This is a genomic window from Thalassotalea sp. Sam97 (genome assembly GCF_041379765.1).
Lineage (GTDB): Bacteria > Pseudomonadota > Gammaproteobacteria > Enterobacterales > Alteromonadaceae > Thalassotalea_A > Thalassotalea_A maritima.
The window spans coordinates 1,808,840-1,826,956 of sequence record NZ_CP166919.1; the positions used below are offsets into that span (position 1 = coordinate 1,808,840).

14 protein-coding genes and 7 tRNA genes are annotated in these 18,117 nt (G+C 42.3%); 18 read left to right on the forward strand and 3 right to left on the reverse strand.

Annotated features, from left to right (window positions below):
- The first annotated feature begins 395 nt into the window (after positions 1 to 395).
- The 3 genes from ACAX20_RS08125 (at position 396) to ACAX20_RS08135 (ending at position 3,683) form a co-directional block, all read left to right on the forward strand.
- Positions 396 to 1,997 (forward strand): ATP-binding protein, encoded by a 1,602-nt coding sequence (locus ACAX20_RS08125; RefSeq protein WP_371185299.1) that lies wholly within the window; start codon positions 396 to 398, stop codon positions 1,995 to 1,997.
- Positions 1,997 to 3,379, forward strand: a complete 1,383-nt coding sequence (locus tag ACAX20_RS08130) for a sigma-54-dependent transcriptional regulator (protein ID WP_371185301.1) — start codon at positions 1,997 to 1,999, stop codon at positions 3,377 to 3,379. Before ACAX20_RS08125 ends, ACAX20_RS08130 begins: the two co-directional genes overlap by 1 nt.
- Positions 3,380 to 3,476: 97 nt before the next feature.
- A complete protein-coding gene (locus ACAX20_RS08135; RefSeq protein WP_371185303.1) occupies positions 3,477 to 3,683 on the forward strand; it encodes a hypothetical protein in 207 nt (68 codons plus the stop codon).
- A gap of 81 nt (positions 3,684 to 3,764) precedes the next feature.
- On the opposite strand, the gene uvrB is transcribed toward ACAX20_RS08135, so the two are convergent.
- Complete coding sequence (uvrB, locus tag ACAX20_RS08140; RefSeq protein ID WP_371185305.1) at positions 3,765 to 5,768, reverse strand: excinuclease ABC subunit UvrB; 2,004 nt, start codon at positions 5,766 to 5,768, stop codon at positions 3,765 to 3,767.
- 9 nt (positions 5,769 to 5,777) lie between these two features.
- A complete protein-coding gene (locus ACAX20_RS08145; RefSeq protein WP_371185307.1) occupies positions 5,778 to 7,157 on the reverse strand; it encodes an MATE family efflux transporter in 1,380 nt (459 codons plus the stop codon).
- A gap of 520 nt (positions 7,158 to 7,677) precedes the next feature.
- Here ACAX20_RS08145 and ACAX20_RS08150 point away from each other — a divergent pair.
- From ACAX20_RS08150 to ACAX20_RS08190, 9 genes are all read left to right on the forward strand, one after another.
- Positions 7,678 to 7,754, forward strand: a tRNA-Asn gene (locus ACAX20_RS08150).
- A gap of 48 nt (positions 7,755 to 7,802) precedes the next feature.
- Positions 7,803 to 7,879, forward strand: a tRNA-Asn gene (locus ACAX20_RS08155).
- A gap of 49 nt (positions 7,880 to 7,928) precedes the next feature.
- Positions 7,929 to 8,005 (forward strand) — tRNA-Asn (locus ACAX20_RS08160).
- A gap of 49 nt (positions 8,006 to 8,054) precedes the next feature.
- Positions 8,055 to 8,131 (forward strand) — tRNA-Asn (locus ACAX20_RS08165).
- Between the two features lie 49 nt (positions 8,132 to 8,180).
- Positions 8,181 to 8,257 (forward strand) — tRNA-Asn (locus tag ACAX20_RS08170).
- A gap of 50 nt (positions 8,258 to 8,307) precedes the next feature.
- Positions 8,308 to 8,384: transfer RNA gene (locus ACAX20_RS08175), tRNA-Asn, on the forward strand.
- 50 nt (positions 8,385 to 8,434) lie between these two features.
- A tRNA-Asn gene (locus ACAX20_RS08180) sits at positions 8,435 to 8,511 on the forward strand.
- Between the two features lie 366 nt (positions 8,512 to 8,877).
- On the forward strand, positions 8,878 to 9,699 hold the full coding sequence (locus ACAX20_RS08185) for a hypothetical protein (protein ID WP_371185309.1): 822 nt from the start codon (positions 8,878 to 8,880) through the stop codon (positions 9,697 to 9,699).
- A 453-nt stretch (positions 9,700 to 10,152) separates the two neighbouring features.
- The gene (locus ACAX20_RS08190) at positions 10,153 to 10,773 is read left to right on the forward strand and encodes a LysE family translocator (protein WP_371185311.1); all 621 of its coding nucleotides are present in this window, start codon (positions 10,153 to 10,155) and stop codon (positions 10,771 to 10,773) included.
- Positions 10,774 to 10,917: 144 nt separating this feature from the next.
- On the opposite strand, the gene ACAX20_RS08195 is transcribed toward ACAX20_RS08190, so the two are convergent.
- Complete coding sequence (locus ACAX20_RS08195; protein WP_371185313.1) at positions 10,918 to 11,364, reverse strand: hypothetical protein; 447 nt, start codon at positions 11,362 to 11,364, stop codon at positions 10,918 to 10,920.
- A gap of 288 nt (positions 11,365 to 11,652) precedes the next feature.
- Between ACAX20_RS08195 and ccoN the strand changes: the two genes are divergently transcribed.
- The 6 genes from ccoN to ACAX20_RS08225 all read left to right on the forward strand — a co-directional run bounded on the left by ccoN (position 11,653) and on the right by ACAX20_RS08225 (position 18,113).
- Positions 11,653 to 13,077 carry a cytochrome-c oxidase, cbb3-type subunit I gene (gene ccoN, locus ACAX20_RS08200; protein WP_371185315.1) on the forward strand — a complete coding sequence of 475 codons (1,425 nt, stop codon included), beginning with the start codon at positions 11,653 to 11,655 and terminating at the stop codon, positions 13,075 to 13,077.
- A gap of 11 nt (positions 13,078 to 13,088) precedes the next feature.
- On the forward strand, positions 13,089 to 13,760 hold the full coding sequence (ccoO, locus tag ACAX20_RS08205) for a cytochrome-c oxidase, cbb3-type subunit II (protein ID WP_371185317.1): 672 nt from the start codon (positions 13,089 to 13,091) through the stop codon (positions 13,758 to 13,760).
- Positions 13,761 to 13,762: 2 nt separating this feature from the next.
- Positions 13,763 to 13,945, forward strand: a complete 183-nt coding sequence (locus ACAX20_RS08210) for a cbb3-type cytochrome oxidase subunit 3 (protein WP_371185319.1) — start codon at positions 13,763 to 13,765, stop codon at positions 13,943 to 13,945.
- On the forward strand, positions 13,938 to 14,921 hold the full coding sequence (gene ccoP / locus ACAX20_RS08215; protein WP_371185321.1) for a cytochrome-c oxidase, cbb3-type subunit III: 984 nt from the start codon (positions 13,938 to 13,940) through the stop codon (positions 14,919 to 14,921). The genes ACAX20_RS08210 and ccoP overlap by 8 nt, the downstream gene beginning before the upstream one ends.
- A gap of 239 nt (positions 14,922 to 15,160) precedes the next feature.
- On the forward strand, positions 15,161 to 15,643 hold the full coding sequence (locus ACAX20_RS08220) for a FixH family protein (RefSeq protein ID WP_371185323.1): 483 nt from the start codon (positions 15,161 to 15,163) through the stop codon (positions 15,641 to 15,643).
- A gap of 70 nt (positions 15,644 to 15,713) precedes the next feature.
- Positions 15,714 to 18,113 carry a heavy metal translocating P-type ATPase gene (locus tag ACAX20_RS08225; protein WP_371185325.1) on the forward strand — a complete coding sequence of 800 codons (2,400 nt, stop codon included), beginning with the start codon at positions 15,714 to 15,716 and terminating at the stop codon, positions 18,111 to 18,113.
- The last annotated feature ends 4 nt before the right edge of the window (positions 18,114 to 18,117 follow it).

Genomic DNA, 18,117 nt, shown 5'->3' on the forward strand with positions numbered 1-18,117 from the left:
TTACCTTTACCTAAAACGAAGCATGCTTTATATGCTATATAAGCCAATGTATTTATTAGAAAATATAAATACTAGAAAATGGCATGGATGTTGTTATATAACTAGGGTCTGTTGGCCGTTTCTGTATATTTTCACAGCAGGTTAGTGAGTGTTTTTAAAACGTAGGGCTTATGATGTGCGGTTATTCCACATGAATGAGTAATAACGCGGTAAACATTTTCAACAAACGCTGTCCTATGGATTCGTTTACAAGGCATTGTATCTTTGTTGCAGTTCGTTCGTATGAAATAACCCTACGGCGCTTACCGCACGTTGATTAAAGCTTTTTAATTCGAACAAAATTCATACCGAAAAGATCAAAATCCTCTAGGGAACACCATTAATAAGAGAGAACTATGTCGTTACAGCGTTACCTATTTTTGCTCATTTCCACGTTAATTGTGCTCTTGATTGCTAGCCAAGTCTTGCTTCTTAATTACTTGCAAAGTAATTATCAACAGCAAGTGAACACCCAAGCAAAGAAACTATCTAAGCAAGTCATCGAGTTTGCTAGCGAACGTTTTCAAGACACCAATTTTGTCATTCGCTTAAATAACGGTACGTTAACGCCCTACCAAGCGCCGGTTATAAAACTGGATATAAGTGCTGATGAAAGTCGCAAATTTATTGAGCTTAGAGAGCGAGTCCTAGCCCAACAAACGACACAGTTATCAGAGAATGAGGTCGTAATTCATACTGGCAACAGCAATGCATTGAATTTCGCCATTGGCACATCACAAACCGATACAGCAATAAAGCGAATAGACGTTTCAGAACACCAGGACTCAAATCAACGCAGTCAACCGACGTCACCAACAAAGTCGGTTTATACTGGAGCACCTCTATCGCAACAAAACCACCAATACGTTACTCAAATCGATACCGATAAGGCCAACAACTATTTTTATGTAAAACAGTTTTCGCAAGTCGTCGCGCAATTGCATCAACAAGTCGATGATCCGCTGCAGCCTCAAAACGCAACCTTTGAAACCAGTTTTGTCACATCCGTGGATAACGATGACAACGGTGTATCCCATCTCGTCAGCAATATCATATATATGCTTATCCTGTCTGCTGTTGTCGCGATAAGCTTTGCATACTGGGTAAGTGATAAATTCAATCGTCCGCTAAAAGCACTGGCAACGGGTTTTGAAAATGTCGCCAACGGTAATTATCAGCATCAAGTGACACCGCAAGGCGTTGCTGAAATACGTAAGGCCATGAACCAGTTTAACGACATGGTTCATCGTGTCGATGCGTTATCCAAAGCCCAAGTAAAACAAGAGCAGATACAACAAATTGCTGAACTTAACGAGGTATCAAAAGGCCTAGCCCATGCCTTAAGAAACCCGATACACACCATAGGCTTGAGTCTTGAGCAATTACACATCAATGACTCTGGCTCAGCAAATGACAAGCAAATGCTGTTGAATATAAAACAAAAAATAGCCCACATTAACAACACCATCAGTGCGATGTTGCGATTGACCACGACCGGTATGAGTCGAGAGCAACAAGTGCCTATAAAAGCGGTTGTACAAGACATTATCATGGAATATAAAAGTTTTGATGAAAAAGCCTTAACCTTCACTGTTGATATCGATAATCAATTACATTTACAAGGAAATGAGTCTGAAATACGCAGTATTATCCATACCGTGCTGATCAATGCGTGTGAAGCTTCCGGCAAAAACAATGTCATCGATATAAAAGCCGAAGTTAAGGACGATGATCTGAGCGTTTGGGTACAAGATCATGGTACAGGGATCAGTGACCACATCTTGGCCAATCTTTTTACGCCACATTGCACCAATAAACCTGAGGGTGCAGGAATGGGACTATATATCGCCAAACGCGCTATTGGAATTAATTATGGCGGCAACATCACCTTAAGCAATAATGCTAAAGGTTGTTTAGCGCATCTTCAGTTTATAAACACCACCACAGAGCACAAATAATGAGCATCAATGATAATCAAACCACACAAATACTCGTAGTTGAAGATGATCCCGTACAACGACAAATTATCGTAGAGCTATTGCAAGCATCTCAGTTTCAGGTTTTAAGTGCGGATAGTTGTGAGCAAGCGATGTTGCTGCTCAAGGATAATCATATCGATGTTGTCTTTTCAGATTGGAAGCTAGGTAATTTATCCGGTATTGATTTACTTAAGTTTTGTCGTAATCAACAAAGCGTTAAATTAACGCATGATCCAGGTTTTGTGATCGCAACGGCACATGGCACCATCAGTCATGCGGTCGAGGCATTACAGCTCGGTGCGGACGATTATTTGGCCAAGCCATTTCAACGCCAAGAGCTATTACTCACCATAAATAAAGCCCTTAAAGCCACACAACTTCGAGGCCAAAACAAGCACTTAAGCTCACAACTTTCAGAGCAAACGTCGTTGGTTGGCTTAGTCGGCAAAGCCAAATGCATGCAAAAAGTCTATCAGCGTATTGATCGGGTATCGCAGACTAATGCGTCAATTCTTATTCATGGCGAGACGGGGACCGGTAAAGAGCTTGCAGCTCGTGCATTGCACAGTCAATCAAATCGCTGTCATCAACCTTTTATTGCCATTAATTGTGGCGCTATTGCTGAAGATATCGCCGAAGCTGAACTATTTGGTGCTGAAAAAGGTGCATATACAGGTGCTAACGCACTAAAAATAGGCAAGTTTGAGGCTGCTCATAACGGAACCATTTTCCTTGATGAGATCGCCGAATTACCGTTAACATTGCAGGTTAAACTGCTACGATTTCTACAAGAAGGTACCATCTGCCGTCTAGGCTCACATCAAGAAATCAGTCTTGATGTCAGGGTGATCGCTGCAACCCACCGTTCTTTGAGCGAAGAAGTAAGCAAAGGTAGATTCCGAGAAGATTTGTTCTATCGTTTAAATGTGGTACCGATCACCATGCCAGCGTTGCGTGAGCGCCAAGAAGATATCCCCCTGCTGGCAGAGCACTTTATAAAACAACATGCAAAAAATCACAAATTACCAACCTTGACACTGTCACCTAATGCCATGCGTTTTCTCCTCGATTATCACTGGCCAGGAAATGTACGGGAGCTATCAAATCGCTTAGAACGTTATCTGCTGCTTGATGATGAACGTGAACTCATTATCACCGCAAATAATCTAGCAAACACAACAATCCCCTTACCTGAATTACGCTTTCCTGATTCGGGCTTTGTTTGGGATGAATTTGAAAAATATTGTTTATCACAAGCACTCAGTAAATGTCGTGGCAATAAGACTAATGCAGCTAAATTCTTACATATGTCGTATAAAGCTTTTTTATATCGACTAGATAAATATCAGCTAACCTCTTAATAAATGAAGATAAAACGCTACAGCCCTTATATAACAAGCAATACAGCGATATTTAACCTATGCTTAAAGATGACTCAACGGTCGTATTGGAGGGTGTATGGGGTCAATTTGGATTCACCATGCTGAGCGGTTACACAGTATACTTAATGCGAATGATGAACTTCAAGCGCACTTATATTTGGAGCAATTAATGCTGTTTCCTGTCGATATACAAGACAAGATCATCGAGGATATCTCAAACTTAGCAACCTGCAATAACGAAGACATTGCTAAAATCATCGCTTTTTATGTCAGCCGAGCATAAAAGGTACTATACCCACACTCGGCGCATAAGATAAAGTTATCACGGCAAGGTCAGAGTAGGTGCCCTTGCCTACTCAAATAGTTAGCTCACCAGTTGCTTATCGCGCAATTTAGCGATTTTGTCACGACATGCCGCGGCCTGTTCAAATTCTAAATTTCGCGCGTGTTCGAACATCTCATTTTCCAAACGTGCTACCTGTTTATCGATTTCGTCTGTTGATAAGTATTCCATATCCGCTTTCGGAGCAGCCACCTGCCCCAACGCTCTATCAGGCTTCACCGACGTATCAACGCCCATAACATCGGCAATTTTCTTAACCAAGCCTTTAGGTGTAATACCATGGGCCACATTAAAGTTATGCTGTTTTTGTCGGCGTCGTTCTGTTTCATCGATGGCGCGCTTCATGGAACCGGTGATCCTATCCGCGTATAAAATTGCCCGACCGGTTAAGTTACGAGCAGCACGACCTATGGTTTGAATAAGCGAGCGTTCAGAACGCAAGAAGCCTTCTTTATCCGCGTCAAGAATGGCTACCAGGGAGACTTCGGGCATATCTAAGCCCTCTCGCAATAAGTTAATACCGATCAGTACGTCAAATTTACCCAACCGTAAATCACGAATAATTTCCATTCGCTCAACGGTATCGACGTCCGAATGCAAGTAACGGGTGGCAACACCATGTTCCGTTAAATAATCGGTTAAATCTTCAGCCATACGCTTAGTCAATGTCGTCGCTAAAACGCGCTCGTTACGTTCAACACGTATGCGAATTTCACTGAGTAAATCATCTACCTGCGTTTCCACTGGACGAACTTCAATTTCTGGGTCTAATAATCCCGTTGGCCGTACAACCTGTTCGGCCACTTCATCACCGCTTTTCTCCAGTTCGTAATCACTTGGCGTCGCCGAGACATAAATGGTTTGTGGGGCTAACGCAGTAAATTCATCAAACTTCATCGGTCGGTTATCAAGCGCGCTAGGTAATCTGAAGCCATACTCCACCAAGTTCTCTTTACGAGAACGATCGCCTTTATACATTGCTCCAAGCTGCGGAACAGTGACATGCGACTCGTCAATGATAAGTAGACCATCATCAGGCAGGTAATCGAATAACGTCGGTGGCGCGTCACCGGGTTCGCGTCCAGACAAATACCTAGAGTAGTTTTCAATACCCGAGCAATAACCAAGCTCTGTCATCATTTCGATATCGAACTGGGTACGTTGAACAATACGTTGCTCTTCGACTAGGCGGTTATTCTCTTTAAGTTGCTGCGCTCGCTCTTTTAACTCAATTTTAATTTGTTCAACCGCTGCCAATATACGTTCACGCGGCGTCGCGTAGTGGGTTTTAGGGTAAACGGTAACCCTTGGCAACACATTTTCAATTTCACCGGTGAGCGGATCAAATTGGCTAATACGTTCAACTTCCTCGTCAAATAACTCGACGCGTAAGGCCAAACGATCAGATTCCGCAGGAAAAATATCAATCACATCACCGCGCACCCGATACGTTGCTCGCTGAAATGCGACATCGTTACGCGTATATTGCAACTCTGCTAGTCGACGCAGAATATCACGCTGATTAATGATGTCGCCTTGCCTTAAATGCAACATCATTTTTAAATAAGAATCTGGATCACCCAAACCATAAATCGCCGAAACCGAGGCGATGATGATCACATCACGACGCTCCATCAGTGCTTTGGTTGCTGACAACCGCATTTGTTCTATGTGATCGTTAATCGACGCATCTTTCTCTATAAAGGTATCGGTCGTTGGCACATAGGCTTCCGGCTGGTAGTAATCATAATAAGAAACAAAATACTCCACCGCGTTATGCGGAAAGAACTCTTTCATCTCACCGTACAACTGCGCCGCTAACGTTTTATTGGGCGCTAAAATCATCGTCGGGCGATTTTGTTTGGCGATCACATTAGCCACAGTAAAGGTTTTACCCGACCCTGTTACCCCTAATAGGGTTTGATGAGCAAGGCCAGCATCTAAGCCATCAAGCAATTGAGTAATGGCTGTCGGCTGATCGCCACTGGGTTGATAATCTGATACAAGTTGAAAATCTTTACTCATTTGCCCCTCCTAGACACTCGATGCTAATGATTTATCGCTGTCAAATTGTTTGCGAAACATAACATAAGACACGATAGCCATACATAAATTACCCACTACAGCGCCAACAAATAAGCCTGTAAGATCAAACAGCACGCTACCTAAATAAGCAAGTGGAACATAAAATATAAATAAACGTAATACCGACAGCACCAGTGCCATCATAGGCTTGTGTAACGCATTAAAAGACGAGTTAGTTAAAATAATAATACCTTGTAAGCCATAACCGAGCGGTAATATCCATATAAACAACTTGATCATATCCGCCACAGCCTGCTCTTTAGCAAACGCGGCGGCAATCAGTGGTGCTGTAGCCAGTAACACAAGATAGATACCGAATTGCCAAATCATCACAAAGCGGATAGATACTCGATACGCCTCTTCAACACGATGCAACTTTTCTGCACCAAAATTTTGGCTAATAAATGGTGGTAATGTCATCGACATAGCTAGCACCACTAAGCAAGCGATTGACTCTATACGTGAACCCACACCAAATGCCGCCACCGCCGACTCGCCATAACCTGCGACAATTGCCGTCATAATCGCCGCGGCAATGGGTGTTAACATATTTGCCCCAGCCGCAGGTAAACCGATTTTCAATATTTGGCGAGTCGAGTCTGTCACTATCGCAATGGATGGTAACGTTAAATGAATAAGCTGACGCTTCACCCCCAATATATAGGTAATAAACACTAAACCAAAAGCCCATGACACGAGAGTGGCAATTGCTGCTCCCTTAATACCCATCGCAGGTATTGGCCCAAGGCCAAAGATAAAAAGCGGATCAAGAACGGCATTAATTAACCCAGCCGCACCCATAATCATACTCGGGGTATGGGTATCACCGGAGGCTCGCAACACCGCATTACCTATCATAGGTCCGACCAAGCCGACACTACCTAAAAACCATAAATCCATATATTGATGAATAAGTGGCAATAAATCAGTCTTTGCACCCAGTAGAGTAAATATTTGCTCGGAAAAAGCGTAACCCAATAAAGATAAGACAATGACGATTAAGGAAGAGACAAGTAACGCCACGGTAGCAACATCACGTGCTTCATCTTTATTGCCTTTACCAAGCGTTTTGGCAATGACCGCTGATGTGCCAATCCCAAGTCCTATTGCCATGCTAATCACGGTAAAGGTAATTGGAAAGGTAAAGCTGATCGCCGCTAACGGCGCGGTACCCAATAAACTAACGAAAAACGTATCAACTAAGTTGAACGTCATTAACAAAATCATGCCCCAAATCATGGGTACGGTCATTTGCTTTAACGTCAGGCTCACAGAGCCGTTAAGCAAATCACGTTGCCTTCGTTTATTTTTATCGGTTTGTTTGGTCATGAAATGCTGTAACCAGATGAGAAAAGTACCAAGATGGTTATTGTAAAAGATTGTGATTGTTGTGGCTAACAAAAATCACCGTTCTACCCTTTACTATGAACCATAACACCTAATATTTACATAAATCATGGCAAACCCATACAAGTCCCAAACGTAAAGTAGTTAATTAAATTTTATCGAAAGGTGACAAAATCGCCACTTTGTAACAAAAAACAGCAAAGCCACTGTAATACATTGATTTTAAAGTACATTAAAATTAAAGAGGATAAACTTGATATTTATAAACACCAATAAAAACAATAGGATAGGATTAGCGCCCGCTTATATTCACATAGTTATCCACAAATTCAGTGGATAACTGATTAAGATATTGAATAACTAACAAGTGTTTAATTTGCCAACGAATTGTATGTAAAATCAGCATGCGATCGCAATGTTAAATATATTATCATTTTTAGTGTTGACAGGCTGTGATGAGATATATAATATTCCGCTCCGTTAACGCTTAGCGCGTAACTACTCCCCTGTAGCTCAGTTGGTTAGAGCGGTGGACTGTTAATCCATGTGTCGTCTGTTCAAATCAGACCAGGGGAGCCATATTAAAGATAATGGCTTCTATTATATAAAGCGGTTATCAAAAATTATTCCCCTGTAGCTCAGTTGGTTAGAGCGGTGGACTGTTAATCCATGTGTCGTCTGTTCAAATCAGACCAGGGGAGCCATATTTAGATAATGGCTTCTATTATATAAAAGCGGTTATCAAAAAATTATTCCCCTGTAGCTCAGTTGGTTAGAGCGGTGGACTGTTAATCCATGTGTCGTCTGTTCAAATCAGACCAGGGGAGCCATATTTAGATAATGGCTTCTATTGTATAAAAGCGGTTATCAAAAAATTATTCCCCTGTAGCTCAGTTGGTTAGAGCGGTGGACTGTTAATCCATGTGTCGTCTGTTCAAATCAGACCAGGGGAGCCATATTTAGATAATGGCTTCTATTGTATAAAAGCGGTTATCAAAAAATTATTCCCCTGTAGCTCAGTTGGTTAGAGCGGTGGACTGTTAATCCATGTGTCGTCTGTTCAAATCAGACCAGGGGAGCCATATTTAGATAATGGCTTCTATTATATAAAAAGCGGTTATCAAAAAATTATTCCCCTGTAGCTCAGTTGGTTAGAGCGGTGGACTGTTAATCCATGTGTCGTCTGTTCAAATCAGACCAGGGGAGCCATATTTAGATAATGGCTTCTATTATATAAAAAGCGGTTATCAAAAAATTATTCCCCTGTAGCTCAGTTGGTTAGAGCGGTGGACTGTTAATCCATGTGTCGTCTGTTCAAATCAGACCAGGGGAGCCATATTACAAGGCCTGCTTTGCAGGCCTTTTTTATGTGATAAATTTCACCACAGATTGTCCCCTTAATAGCGCCTGTATCCCCTTCTCTATAGCGACATAACAGCAAACAGTGATTGTTCCGTACTGAAAATGCAACCATGCAAAGGTAAATCTTTGATTAATATCATTATGGGAAGCTGCTTTTACAGACAATGACATAGGATACAAAAGACACCATTATAGGTGTCGACAAATTTTACATGCCGATAGATTTCCCCTTGTTATTACACATAAGCCATTGATATAAAGCTTAAATCATATTGGAATGATGCTTGCTTAAGTTAGTCAAAGGTGAGCATTATCTTTAATTGAAAAATCAGAAGGTAATATGAAATTCTACATTATTATAATATATGTCGCTGTGTGCCTACTTTCAGGTGCTAGCCAAGCGAATTCTTCAAAAACAGAGAATGACCCAAAAATTCAAGATCTTAACTTTCAAAATCGCGATAAACTGAATCTAGACTTTAACAGCAATAGTTTTAACCAATCCTCATCAAATATCAGAAGTCTGTTATTTGATGAGGCGCCTGCGAACACTACATCAAAACCTGATGATCAAATCGATTTACTTGTTACTGATATGATAAAAGGTAACAACAATACTCAATTGCGCATGAAAACCAGTGGGGTTAATGCTTCCATAAATTTAAGTGATGGGCTTGCCGATAGCAATACGCCGATAGAGGAAACAGATCAACACCCCCTAGAATATATGGATGTGTTGGGCAACGTTATAGAATCCGATTATGATCGCCTTAAAGAACTGTCACACGAAAAAAAAAGTCGTCAAGCCGAAACCTCACCAACCGATTTATTAGAAGGGTTACGTAACGAAGCAGATAATGCGCTCAAGTTTAACGAGATCAGCCCTCAATTAGACGAGGATAACCGTCGTTTAAACGATACTAACCCTAAACTCGCTATGAGCTCTGACGCTCAGCCTAAAAAAGTACCTAACGCTACTCAAGAGGCTGGTATTACGACACTGCAATCGACTGGCCCACTTCATAACGTAATGAGTTTCTTATTATCTATAGTAACCTTCTTCACTGCCCCTGACGCTACCAAAATTGCAATGATAGCTGCGGCATTATTGTTGATTCACTTAATTGCGACATTTATTTCAACTGTGCGAAAAAAATCGTAAGTGGTAACCAACGACATCACTCACGTGCCTTTTAATCACAGGGTTTTGCTTAATCCTGAGTACATTTGCAAATAGTGCCGCGTCAGTAAAGATAAACATCTCAGCTATCATTAACGAACCGCTCAACAAACAATATGAATAGTGTAAAGAACATGACATTTAACGATTAAATTTTTAGGGCGGAAAGGGCTCATATCGTTAATAACGTATTCTAGTGCATTGCTAAATAATGATATGACCATAATATCTTCAGCTTAATCCATAGAGACCGTTAACAAATTCAAGCAAACCTTTTAATTTTTTTTGCCAATAAACCATTGTACAATCCCCGTCTTATATCGATGCAAATTATCGGCGCGTATCACTGATAATCTTGATGCATATTATCGAGTTTTGCCCTTATCTAGGCGCTGAACGAGCGAAATTTGAAGTTACGAGGATAAGTATCTACATATGGACATTACCCAGCTAACACTTTTTGTTACCACATTTTTCTTTGTCAGTATCACCCCTGGGATGTGTATGACACTGGCGTTAACGTTAGGTATGAGTGTTGGTATTCGTCGCACTATGTGGATGATGTATGGTGAATTGTTAGGCGTTGCCAGCGTTGCTATCGCCTCTGTACTAGGTGTGGCGACCATGATGCTCGCCTTTCCAACATTCTTTACGGTATTTAAATTCTTAGGCGCCACTTATCTCATCTTTTTGGCCTATCAGATGTGGTTAAGCAAAGGTAAGATGGCAATTCAATACAGCCTTGATGAGAGGCAGTCAGTGTCTCGTAAAGGCTTATTTAGCCAAGGCTTTTTCACCGCAATCGCTAACCCCAAAGGTTGGGCGTTTATGATCTCATTATTACCGCCCTTTATCAATCCAGGGCAGGCATTAACACCACAGCTTAGCCTACTCGTTAGCATCATTTTACTGTCAGAATTTGTCTGTATGATGATTTACGCCAGTGGCGGCAAAAGCTTAGGTTTATTGATCGCAAAATCGGAAAATGTCCGTATGGTAAATCGCCTGTCAGCGCTATTAATGGCCCTTGTGGCACTGTGGTTGTTACTCAGTTAATCAGTTACCATGGTGTTATAAAAATGATACCAAGTAACGTAAACCAACTAAGCGACAACGACTGAACCATATCGATGCAGGTAAAAGGTTGTCTGGGCTAGCCAATCAACCTGCGCCTGCATCAACGCGAAATCAAGGTATCGGTTATTGATAACTCATGAACTCGTAGGACACTGACGACACATGGCCTGAACCGTCGTCAATGGTTAATTGCATCTGCCAAATCATGCTCTGCTCAATACAAGCACCAATCATAGTTTTGGCGTAAAACAGCCCATTTCGGAAGTGAAACACGAGTGGGATTTTCCCCATGTACATATCTTTGCCTTCCAAATACCCCTCTATACGAACCGACTCATCGAAACGCTCAGACACCAAGTAGAACACAACCTCGCTTTCCGACTTTATCACATCTGGCTCAGCACTTAATTCAATCGGTGCCAACCATTGTTGGTTTATACACGAGCCTTGTTGAAAGTCACAACCTTCAAATTGTCTATCATCAGATAGGCCAGGTAACGATTGGTGATTGTTCACCACAGCCCATAGTAACGCCAATAAAATAACGCCAACCGCATAATTTTTAAACAAATTATATTCCTCTAATACTGCATATACTGACTTAGCGCAGGGGATTTTCTACATTTTAATTACAAATTACAACGATTTGTTGATCTAGGTCATAATTTCCTTAGACATGACGTGACATTGCCTAGCAAACTCTATATCATCGCCTCCGAAAAATAACAATATGCGTGTGTTGTTTTTTTGAACTATAACTATAGGTTAACAAATAGTGTGTGGCCCTGTGTTTACGCCGATTTAAGTAACCTTTTATGCTCACATCAACTTAATAACTATAAGTGTGGAACCTTTAATATGAGTCAAAGCAATCTGACAGAAATGGATTACAACTACAAAGTTGTGCGCCAGTTTACTGTAATGACTGTAATTTGGGGTATAGTTGGCACATTTGTAGGTGTGTTAATCGCTGCTCAGTTAATCTGGCCAGAGCTTAATTTTGAAACACCTTGGCTAACGTACTCTCGCTTACGTCCATTACATACCAATGCGGTGATTTTCGCTTTTGGTACCAGTGCGTTATTTGCAACGTCTTACTACGTTGTACAACGTACCTGTAAAACCACCCTATTTGGTGGCGCTCTTGTGCCATTTACCTTCTGGGGCTGGCAAGCCGTTATCGTGCTTGCTGCTATCACATTACCTTTAGGTATTACCTCTTCTAAAGAATACGCTGAGCTAGAATGGCCAATTGATATTCTTATCACCTTAGTATGGGTATCTTACATCATCGTTTTCTTTGGTACCTTATATCAACGTAAGACGTCTCATGTTTATGTTGCTAACTGGTTCTTCGGCGGCTTCATCATTACCGTTGCAGTATTGCACATTGGTAACTCAATGGCTGTGCCATTAACCTTCACTAAGTCATACTCGCTATACTCAGGTGCAATCGATGCGATGATGCAATGGTGGTACGGTCACAATGCCGTAGGTTTCCTTTTAACCGCAGGTTTCCTTGGTATGATGTACTACTTTGTACCAAAACAAGCTGAGCGTCCGGTTTACTCTTACCGTTTATCAATTGTTCACTTCTGGGCATTGGTATCACTATATATTTGGGCTGGTCCTCACCACTTACACTACACAGCACTACCTGACTGGACGCAAAGTTTAGGTATGGTGATGTCAGTTGTTCTATTCCTACCGTCTTGGGGTGGTATGATCAACGGTATCATGACCCTGTCTGGTGCATGGCACAAACTTCGCCATGACCCAATTTTACGTTTCCTAATCGTGTCATTGTCTTTCTACGGTATGTCTACCTTCGAAGGTCCAATGATGGCGATCAAATCGGTAAATGCCTTATCTCACTACACTGACTGGACCGTTGGTCACGTTCACTCTGGTGCACTTGGTTGGGTTGCGATGGTATCTATCGGTGCGATGTACCACTTGATCCCTGTCCTATTTGGTCAAGGTCGTATGTACAGCGTGAAACTTATCAACGTTCACTTCTGGATGCACACAACAGGTATCGTTCTATACATTGTTGCGATGTGGATTTCAGGTGTAATGCAAGGTCTAATGTGGCGTGCGGTTAATACCGACGGTACCTTAACCTACAGCTTCGTTGAGTCGTTACAAGCATCTTACCCATTCTACTTCATGCGCTTTGTTGGTGGCTGTTTCGTAGTGGCTGGCTTCTTGTTAATGGCTTACAACATGTTTAAAACTATCGGCGCCAAAGAAGGTAGTTTACAAAAAGAAGCTATCGCTTAAGGAGTTGAACGATGCAAAATAAACATGAAAAAGTTGAAAAGCACATTGGTTGGTTCTTTACAGCAACTATCGCTGCTATCAGTATCGGTGGTTTGGTAGAAATCACGCCATTGTTCTTCCAAAAAGAAACGACTCAGCCGGTTGACAATTTACGTCCTTATACCGCGCTTGAAATGGAAGGTCGTGATATATACATCCGTGAAGGTTGTAACAACTGTCACTCACAAATGATCCGTCCATTCCGTGCTGAAACCGAACGTTACGGTCACTACTCTGTTGCTGGTGAATCTGTTTGGGAACACCCATTCTTGTGGGGTTCGAAACGTACTGGTCCTGATCTAGCCCGTGTTGGCGGTCGTTACTCAGATGACTGGCATTATGCTCACTTGATGGATCCTCGTTCAGTTGTACCTGAGTCAAACATGCCATCGTACAAGTGGTTAGCAGAAACTCCTATCAGCAACAAGTTATCTGCTGATAAGATGGAACTGTTTAACATGTTAACGAAAAATCGTAGCCATAAAGACTCGGATGGTAACCCTATCCCACTTTACTCGGCTGAAGATATCGCTAACGCTGGTAAAGAGTTTGCTACCACAAAGAGTATTACTGGTAAGGAAGGTCTAACTGAAATGGACGCCCTTATCGCTTATTTACAATCACTTGGTCACGCGTTGAAATAATTATGGATATAGGCACCTTACGAGGCATTTTTACGGTTCTGATTTTTGTGTTGTTCATTATCATTGTGATTTGGGCATTCAGTAAACGCCGTAAATCATCTTTTGATGAGGCCGCCAATTCTATTTTTGAAGACGACGATAAAAAGCAAGTGAAAGAGAAACAGGAGACTAATAATAATGTCTAGCTTCTGGAGTGCATGGATAATCGTTCTAACCTTAGGTACTTTGGTTGGTTGTTGGATACTGTTACGCTGGTGTTTGAAAAACTTTGCGGGCGTTCCTGAAGGCGAACCAATGGATCACGAGTTTGACGGAATCCAAGAACTAAACAACCCACTACCAAAGTGGTGGAGTACCTTCTTCTTAGTAACCATCATCTGGGGTTTCGGCTATTTATCCCTATATCCAGGTTTAGGTAACTTCCAAGGTCTACTAGGTTGGAAGAGCTCGAACCAAGATGTAATGAGTTTAGAAGACTCTGCCGTGAAAAACGCAGCTGCAAAAGAAAACGGATTAGCGATTCAATACGACCGTGAAATCGATGCGGCTAACGAGCGTTTCGGTCCTATCTTCGCGCAATTTGCTGAACAAGAGATTGTTGACTTAGCGCAAAATGAAGAAGCTCTGAAAATCGGTCAGCGTTTATTCTTACAAAACTGTTCGCAATGTCACGGCTCTGATGCCAAAGGCACAACAGGCTTCCCTGACTTAACTGACAATGCTTGGTTATATGGTGGTTCACCGGAAGCGATCGAGCATTCACTACTGTACGGCCGTCAAGGCAAAGGTATGATTGCTTGGGAAACCATGTTAGGTGGCGAACAAGGCGTTAAAGAAGTTGCGGCTTACGTACTTAGCCTGAACCCTGATCGCGCTGATAACGTTGATGCAACATTAGCGGCCGCCGGTAAAGATAAGTTTGCTATGTGTGCAGCGTGTCACGGCGCAGACGGTAAAGGCTCTGCAGCTATGGGTATTGAACTCGGCGCACCTAACCTAACCGATAACTACTGGTTATACGGTGGTAGTGAGCGAGCGGTACAAGAATCTATCCGTAACGGTCGTGCTGGTGTCATGCCTGCGTGGAAATCTATCTTAGGTGAAGATAAGATCCGCGTGATCAGTGCTTACGTTTACAGCTTATCGAATCAACCACAGTAATTTTTTATTACTAATGCAAAACCCTGCATGACATTGCTCTGCAGGGTTTTATTTTGTAAGCGAGCCAGTTTTCACAGGTTTAATAATATGCAATGTTGTTAAACCTGTATAAATTGACTGTTTTGAACGCGTGTAAAGCGCAATGTTTGCTAACATTTGCATGCTTTACCTGCTCGCAAAGCTGATCAGAAAATAATATCACTACGTAGTACTATTTGATTAGAAGTTGGAACACTTACATGAAAACACCTTGGTATAAAGAGCCTTGGGCTTACCTCGTCTTTGCACTTCCTTTGTCAGCGGTTATCGCTGGTATCACCACCCTAATTATCGCCAATACAGGTGCCGATACGGTTGTTGTGGATGACTATTACAAAAAAGGTAAAGCAATCAACCAAGATATCCGCAAAATCAAACTGGCAGAAAAGCTAGGCATCCGCTTTGACATCAAAATCACTGACCAAGAGGTAATTTTCAAACCAACAGGTATTGAAAAATCGTTCCCACTCCTTAACGTTCATTTTTATCATGCCACCCTAGCCGATAGAGACTTTAGTTTAAAATTGACCCCTGACGGTAATGGTTGGATGCGTCAAAGCATAAATACCAACATTGATGGTAAATGGCGCATTGTCGTAGAGCCATTTGATGACAAATGGAAAATGCAAACAATTGTTGCGTTACCACAAGCTAACTTTAGAGAATTTGAATTGCGTTACTGATCACGATTCAATACATTGTCACACAATAACATAAGATGTTCGTTCGTTTTTAATAGGGTTTGTTGAGTCTATGACCGCTGTAGCTAAGGACTGTTTCCATTGTGGCGAGTTAATTCCACCAGGTATAAATTTATCGGTCGCCATTGAAGGCCAATTACGAGACATGTGTTGCGCTGGTTGCCAAGCTGTCGCTGAAACCATCGTCGCGAATAGCTTAGAAGATTATTATCGTTTTCGCAGTGAAAAAGGTAACAAAGCCGAGGCATTGGTACCCGATGCCCTAAAAGCTAACCAATTCATCGATGACGCCAACTTACAAAACGAATTCACCTTTGATGTCGATGATCACAAAGAAACCATCTTATCCATCGACGGCATGAGCTGCGCGGCCTGTGCTTGGTTAATCGAAAAGCGCCTTGGAGATAAAGACGGCATAGCTAAAGTGCAAGTCAATGCTACAACTCAACGCGCCACGATTGCTTGGGATAACGAAAAACTTAGACTCAGTGATATCATCACAGATATTGCTCGCATTGGTTATCAAGCCCTGCCCTTTAAGGCCAATCAAGTTGAACAAAACAATATCAAGCACAGCAAACAATTCATCCGTCGCCTAGGCGTTAGTGGCATATTAACTATGCAAGTGATGATGATTGCCGTTGGGTTATATTTTGGTGCATTTTCCGACTTAGCCGAGCATAATTTAACGTATTTGCGCGGTACCAGCTTTGTATTAACCTTACCGATCGTGACTTACGGAGCCTGGCCATTTTATACCGGTGCGATAAGTGCCCTGCGTGCACGCCGACTATCCATGGATGTGCCTGTATCGATTGCCATTATACTTGCGTTTTGTGCCAGTGCATGGGCCACTTTTTTCCAAACCGGTGAAGTCTATTTCGAATCACTGGCTATGTTCACGTTTTTACTGTTAATCGGTAAATTCTTAGAGTTTCGTGCCCGAGCCCGTGCCGCAGAAGTGTCGGCCAATTTACTCAAACTGATGCCACTTAGTGCTATCTTACTCAATGATGAACAAGAATCCGTTGTCAGTGCCAAAACACTGCAAGCAGGTGATCGCGTATTGGTAAAACCAGGCGAAACCATTCCTGGTGATGGTACCATTTACCATGGCAAGTCCAGTATCGATGAGTCGATGCTAACCGGTGAACATGAGCCCGTCAGTAAAGCGATAGGCGAGCAAGTATTTGCAGGTACGGTCAATGGCGACGGTAACTTGCAAATTGAAATTAATAAAAGTAATTCCGATAGCTTTTTAACCAACCTTATTCGCTTGAGCGAACACGCACAAGCACATAAGCCGGCAATCGCTCAGCTTTCTGATACCATAGCCCAATATTTCGTTGCTATCATCTTATTAACGGCGATAGGCACATCCATTTATTGGTATCAGCATGAGCCAAGTGAAGCATTTTGGATAACCTTATCGGTACTGGTGGCGACCTGCCCTTGCGCTTTATCGCTTGCCACGCCAACGGCGCTTACTTGCGGCACAATTCGGTTAAATCGCGACGGTATCATGATCAAATCGGGTCACGTACTGGAAAGTATGCCGAAAATCGACACGATCGCGTTTGATAAAACCGGTACGCTAACCAACGGTGAATTCAGTCTAACCGATGTCAAACTGCTCGCCCCCGATCTTGATAAGCAACATCTATTGACACTCATTGCCGCCATGGAAAGTCATTCCGAGCACCCTATTGCAAAGGCATTTAGCCAATATCGAGATTTTTCAGTTCAAGTTGATGATGTGGAGATTGTTCCTGGCTGTGGTATCAAGGCGCGCTACCACGATGCAGAGCTGAGCGTAGGTAAAGTGAGCTGGATTAATGAATCAGCAGCAGTAAGTGATGACATCGCCAATGCGCAATGTTTATTCACCTGTAACGGTCAACTGCTTGCAGCACTGTATCTTGACGACGTCATACGCGACGATGGCAAAACGGTTCTGCAGGCAATCAAAGCCAAACACATTTACACTTTAATGATCAGTGGTGATAACGCCGGTGGTGTTAATAAGTTTAAACACCATATAACCTTAGATGAATATCACCATACCTGCACGGCCAACAACAAATTAGCGATTATTGAGCAACAACAGGCCTCTGGGCGTACGGTTGCTGTGGTCGGTGATGGTGTAAATGACTCCCCTGTTTTTGCCAAAGCGCACGTTGCCATTGCCATGGGTAGCGGTACACAAATTGCCAAAAGTGGCGCAGATGTTATTCTGTTAAACAATAAGCTAAGCAGTCTCTTACAGTTGTTTAATGTATCGAGCCAAACCGGACGTATCATAAAGCAGAATTTCGCTTGGGCGTTTGCCTACAACGCGATTGTCTTACCGCTTGCTGTCTCTGGTTTTATCACCCCATATATGGCAGTATTGGGCATGTCGGCCAGTTCGATTATCGTTGTTACTAACTCATTACGATTGTTGAGAAAATAAACCC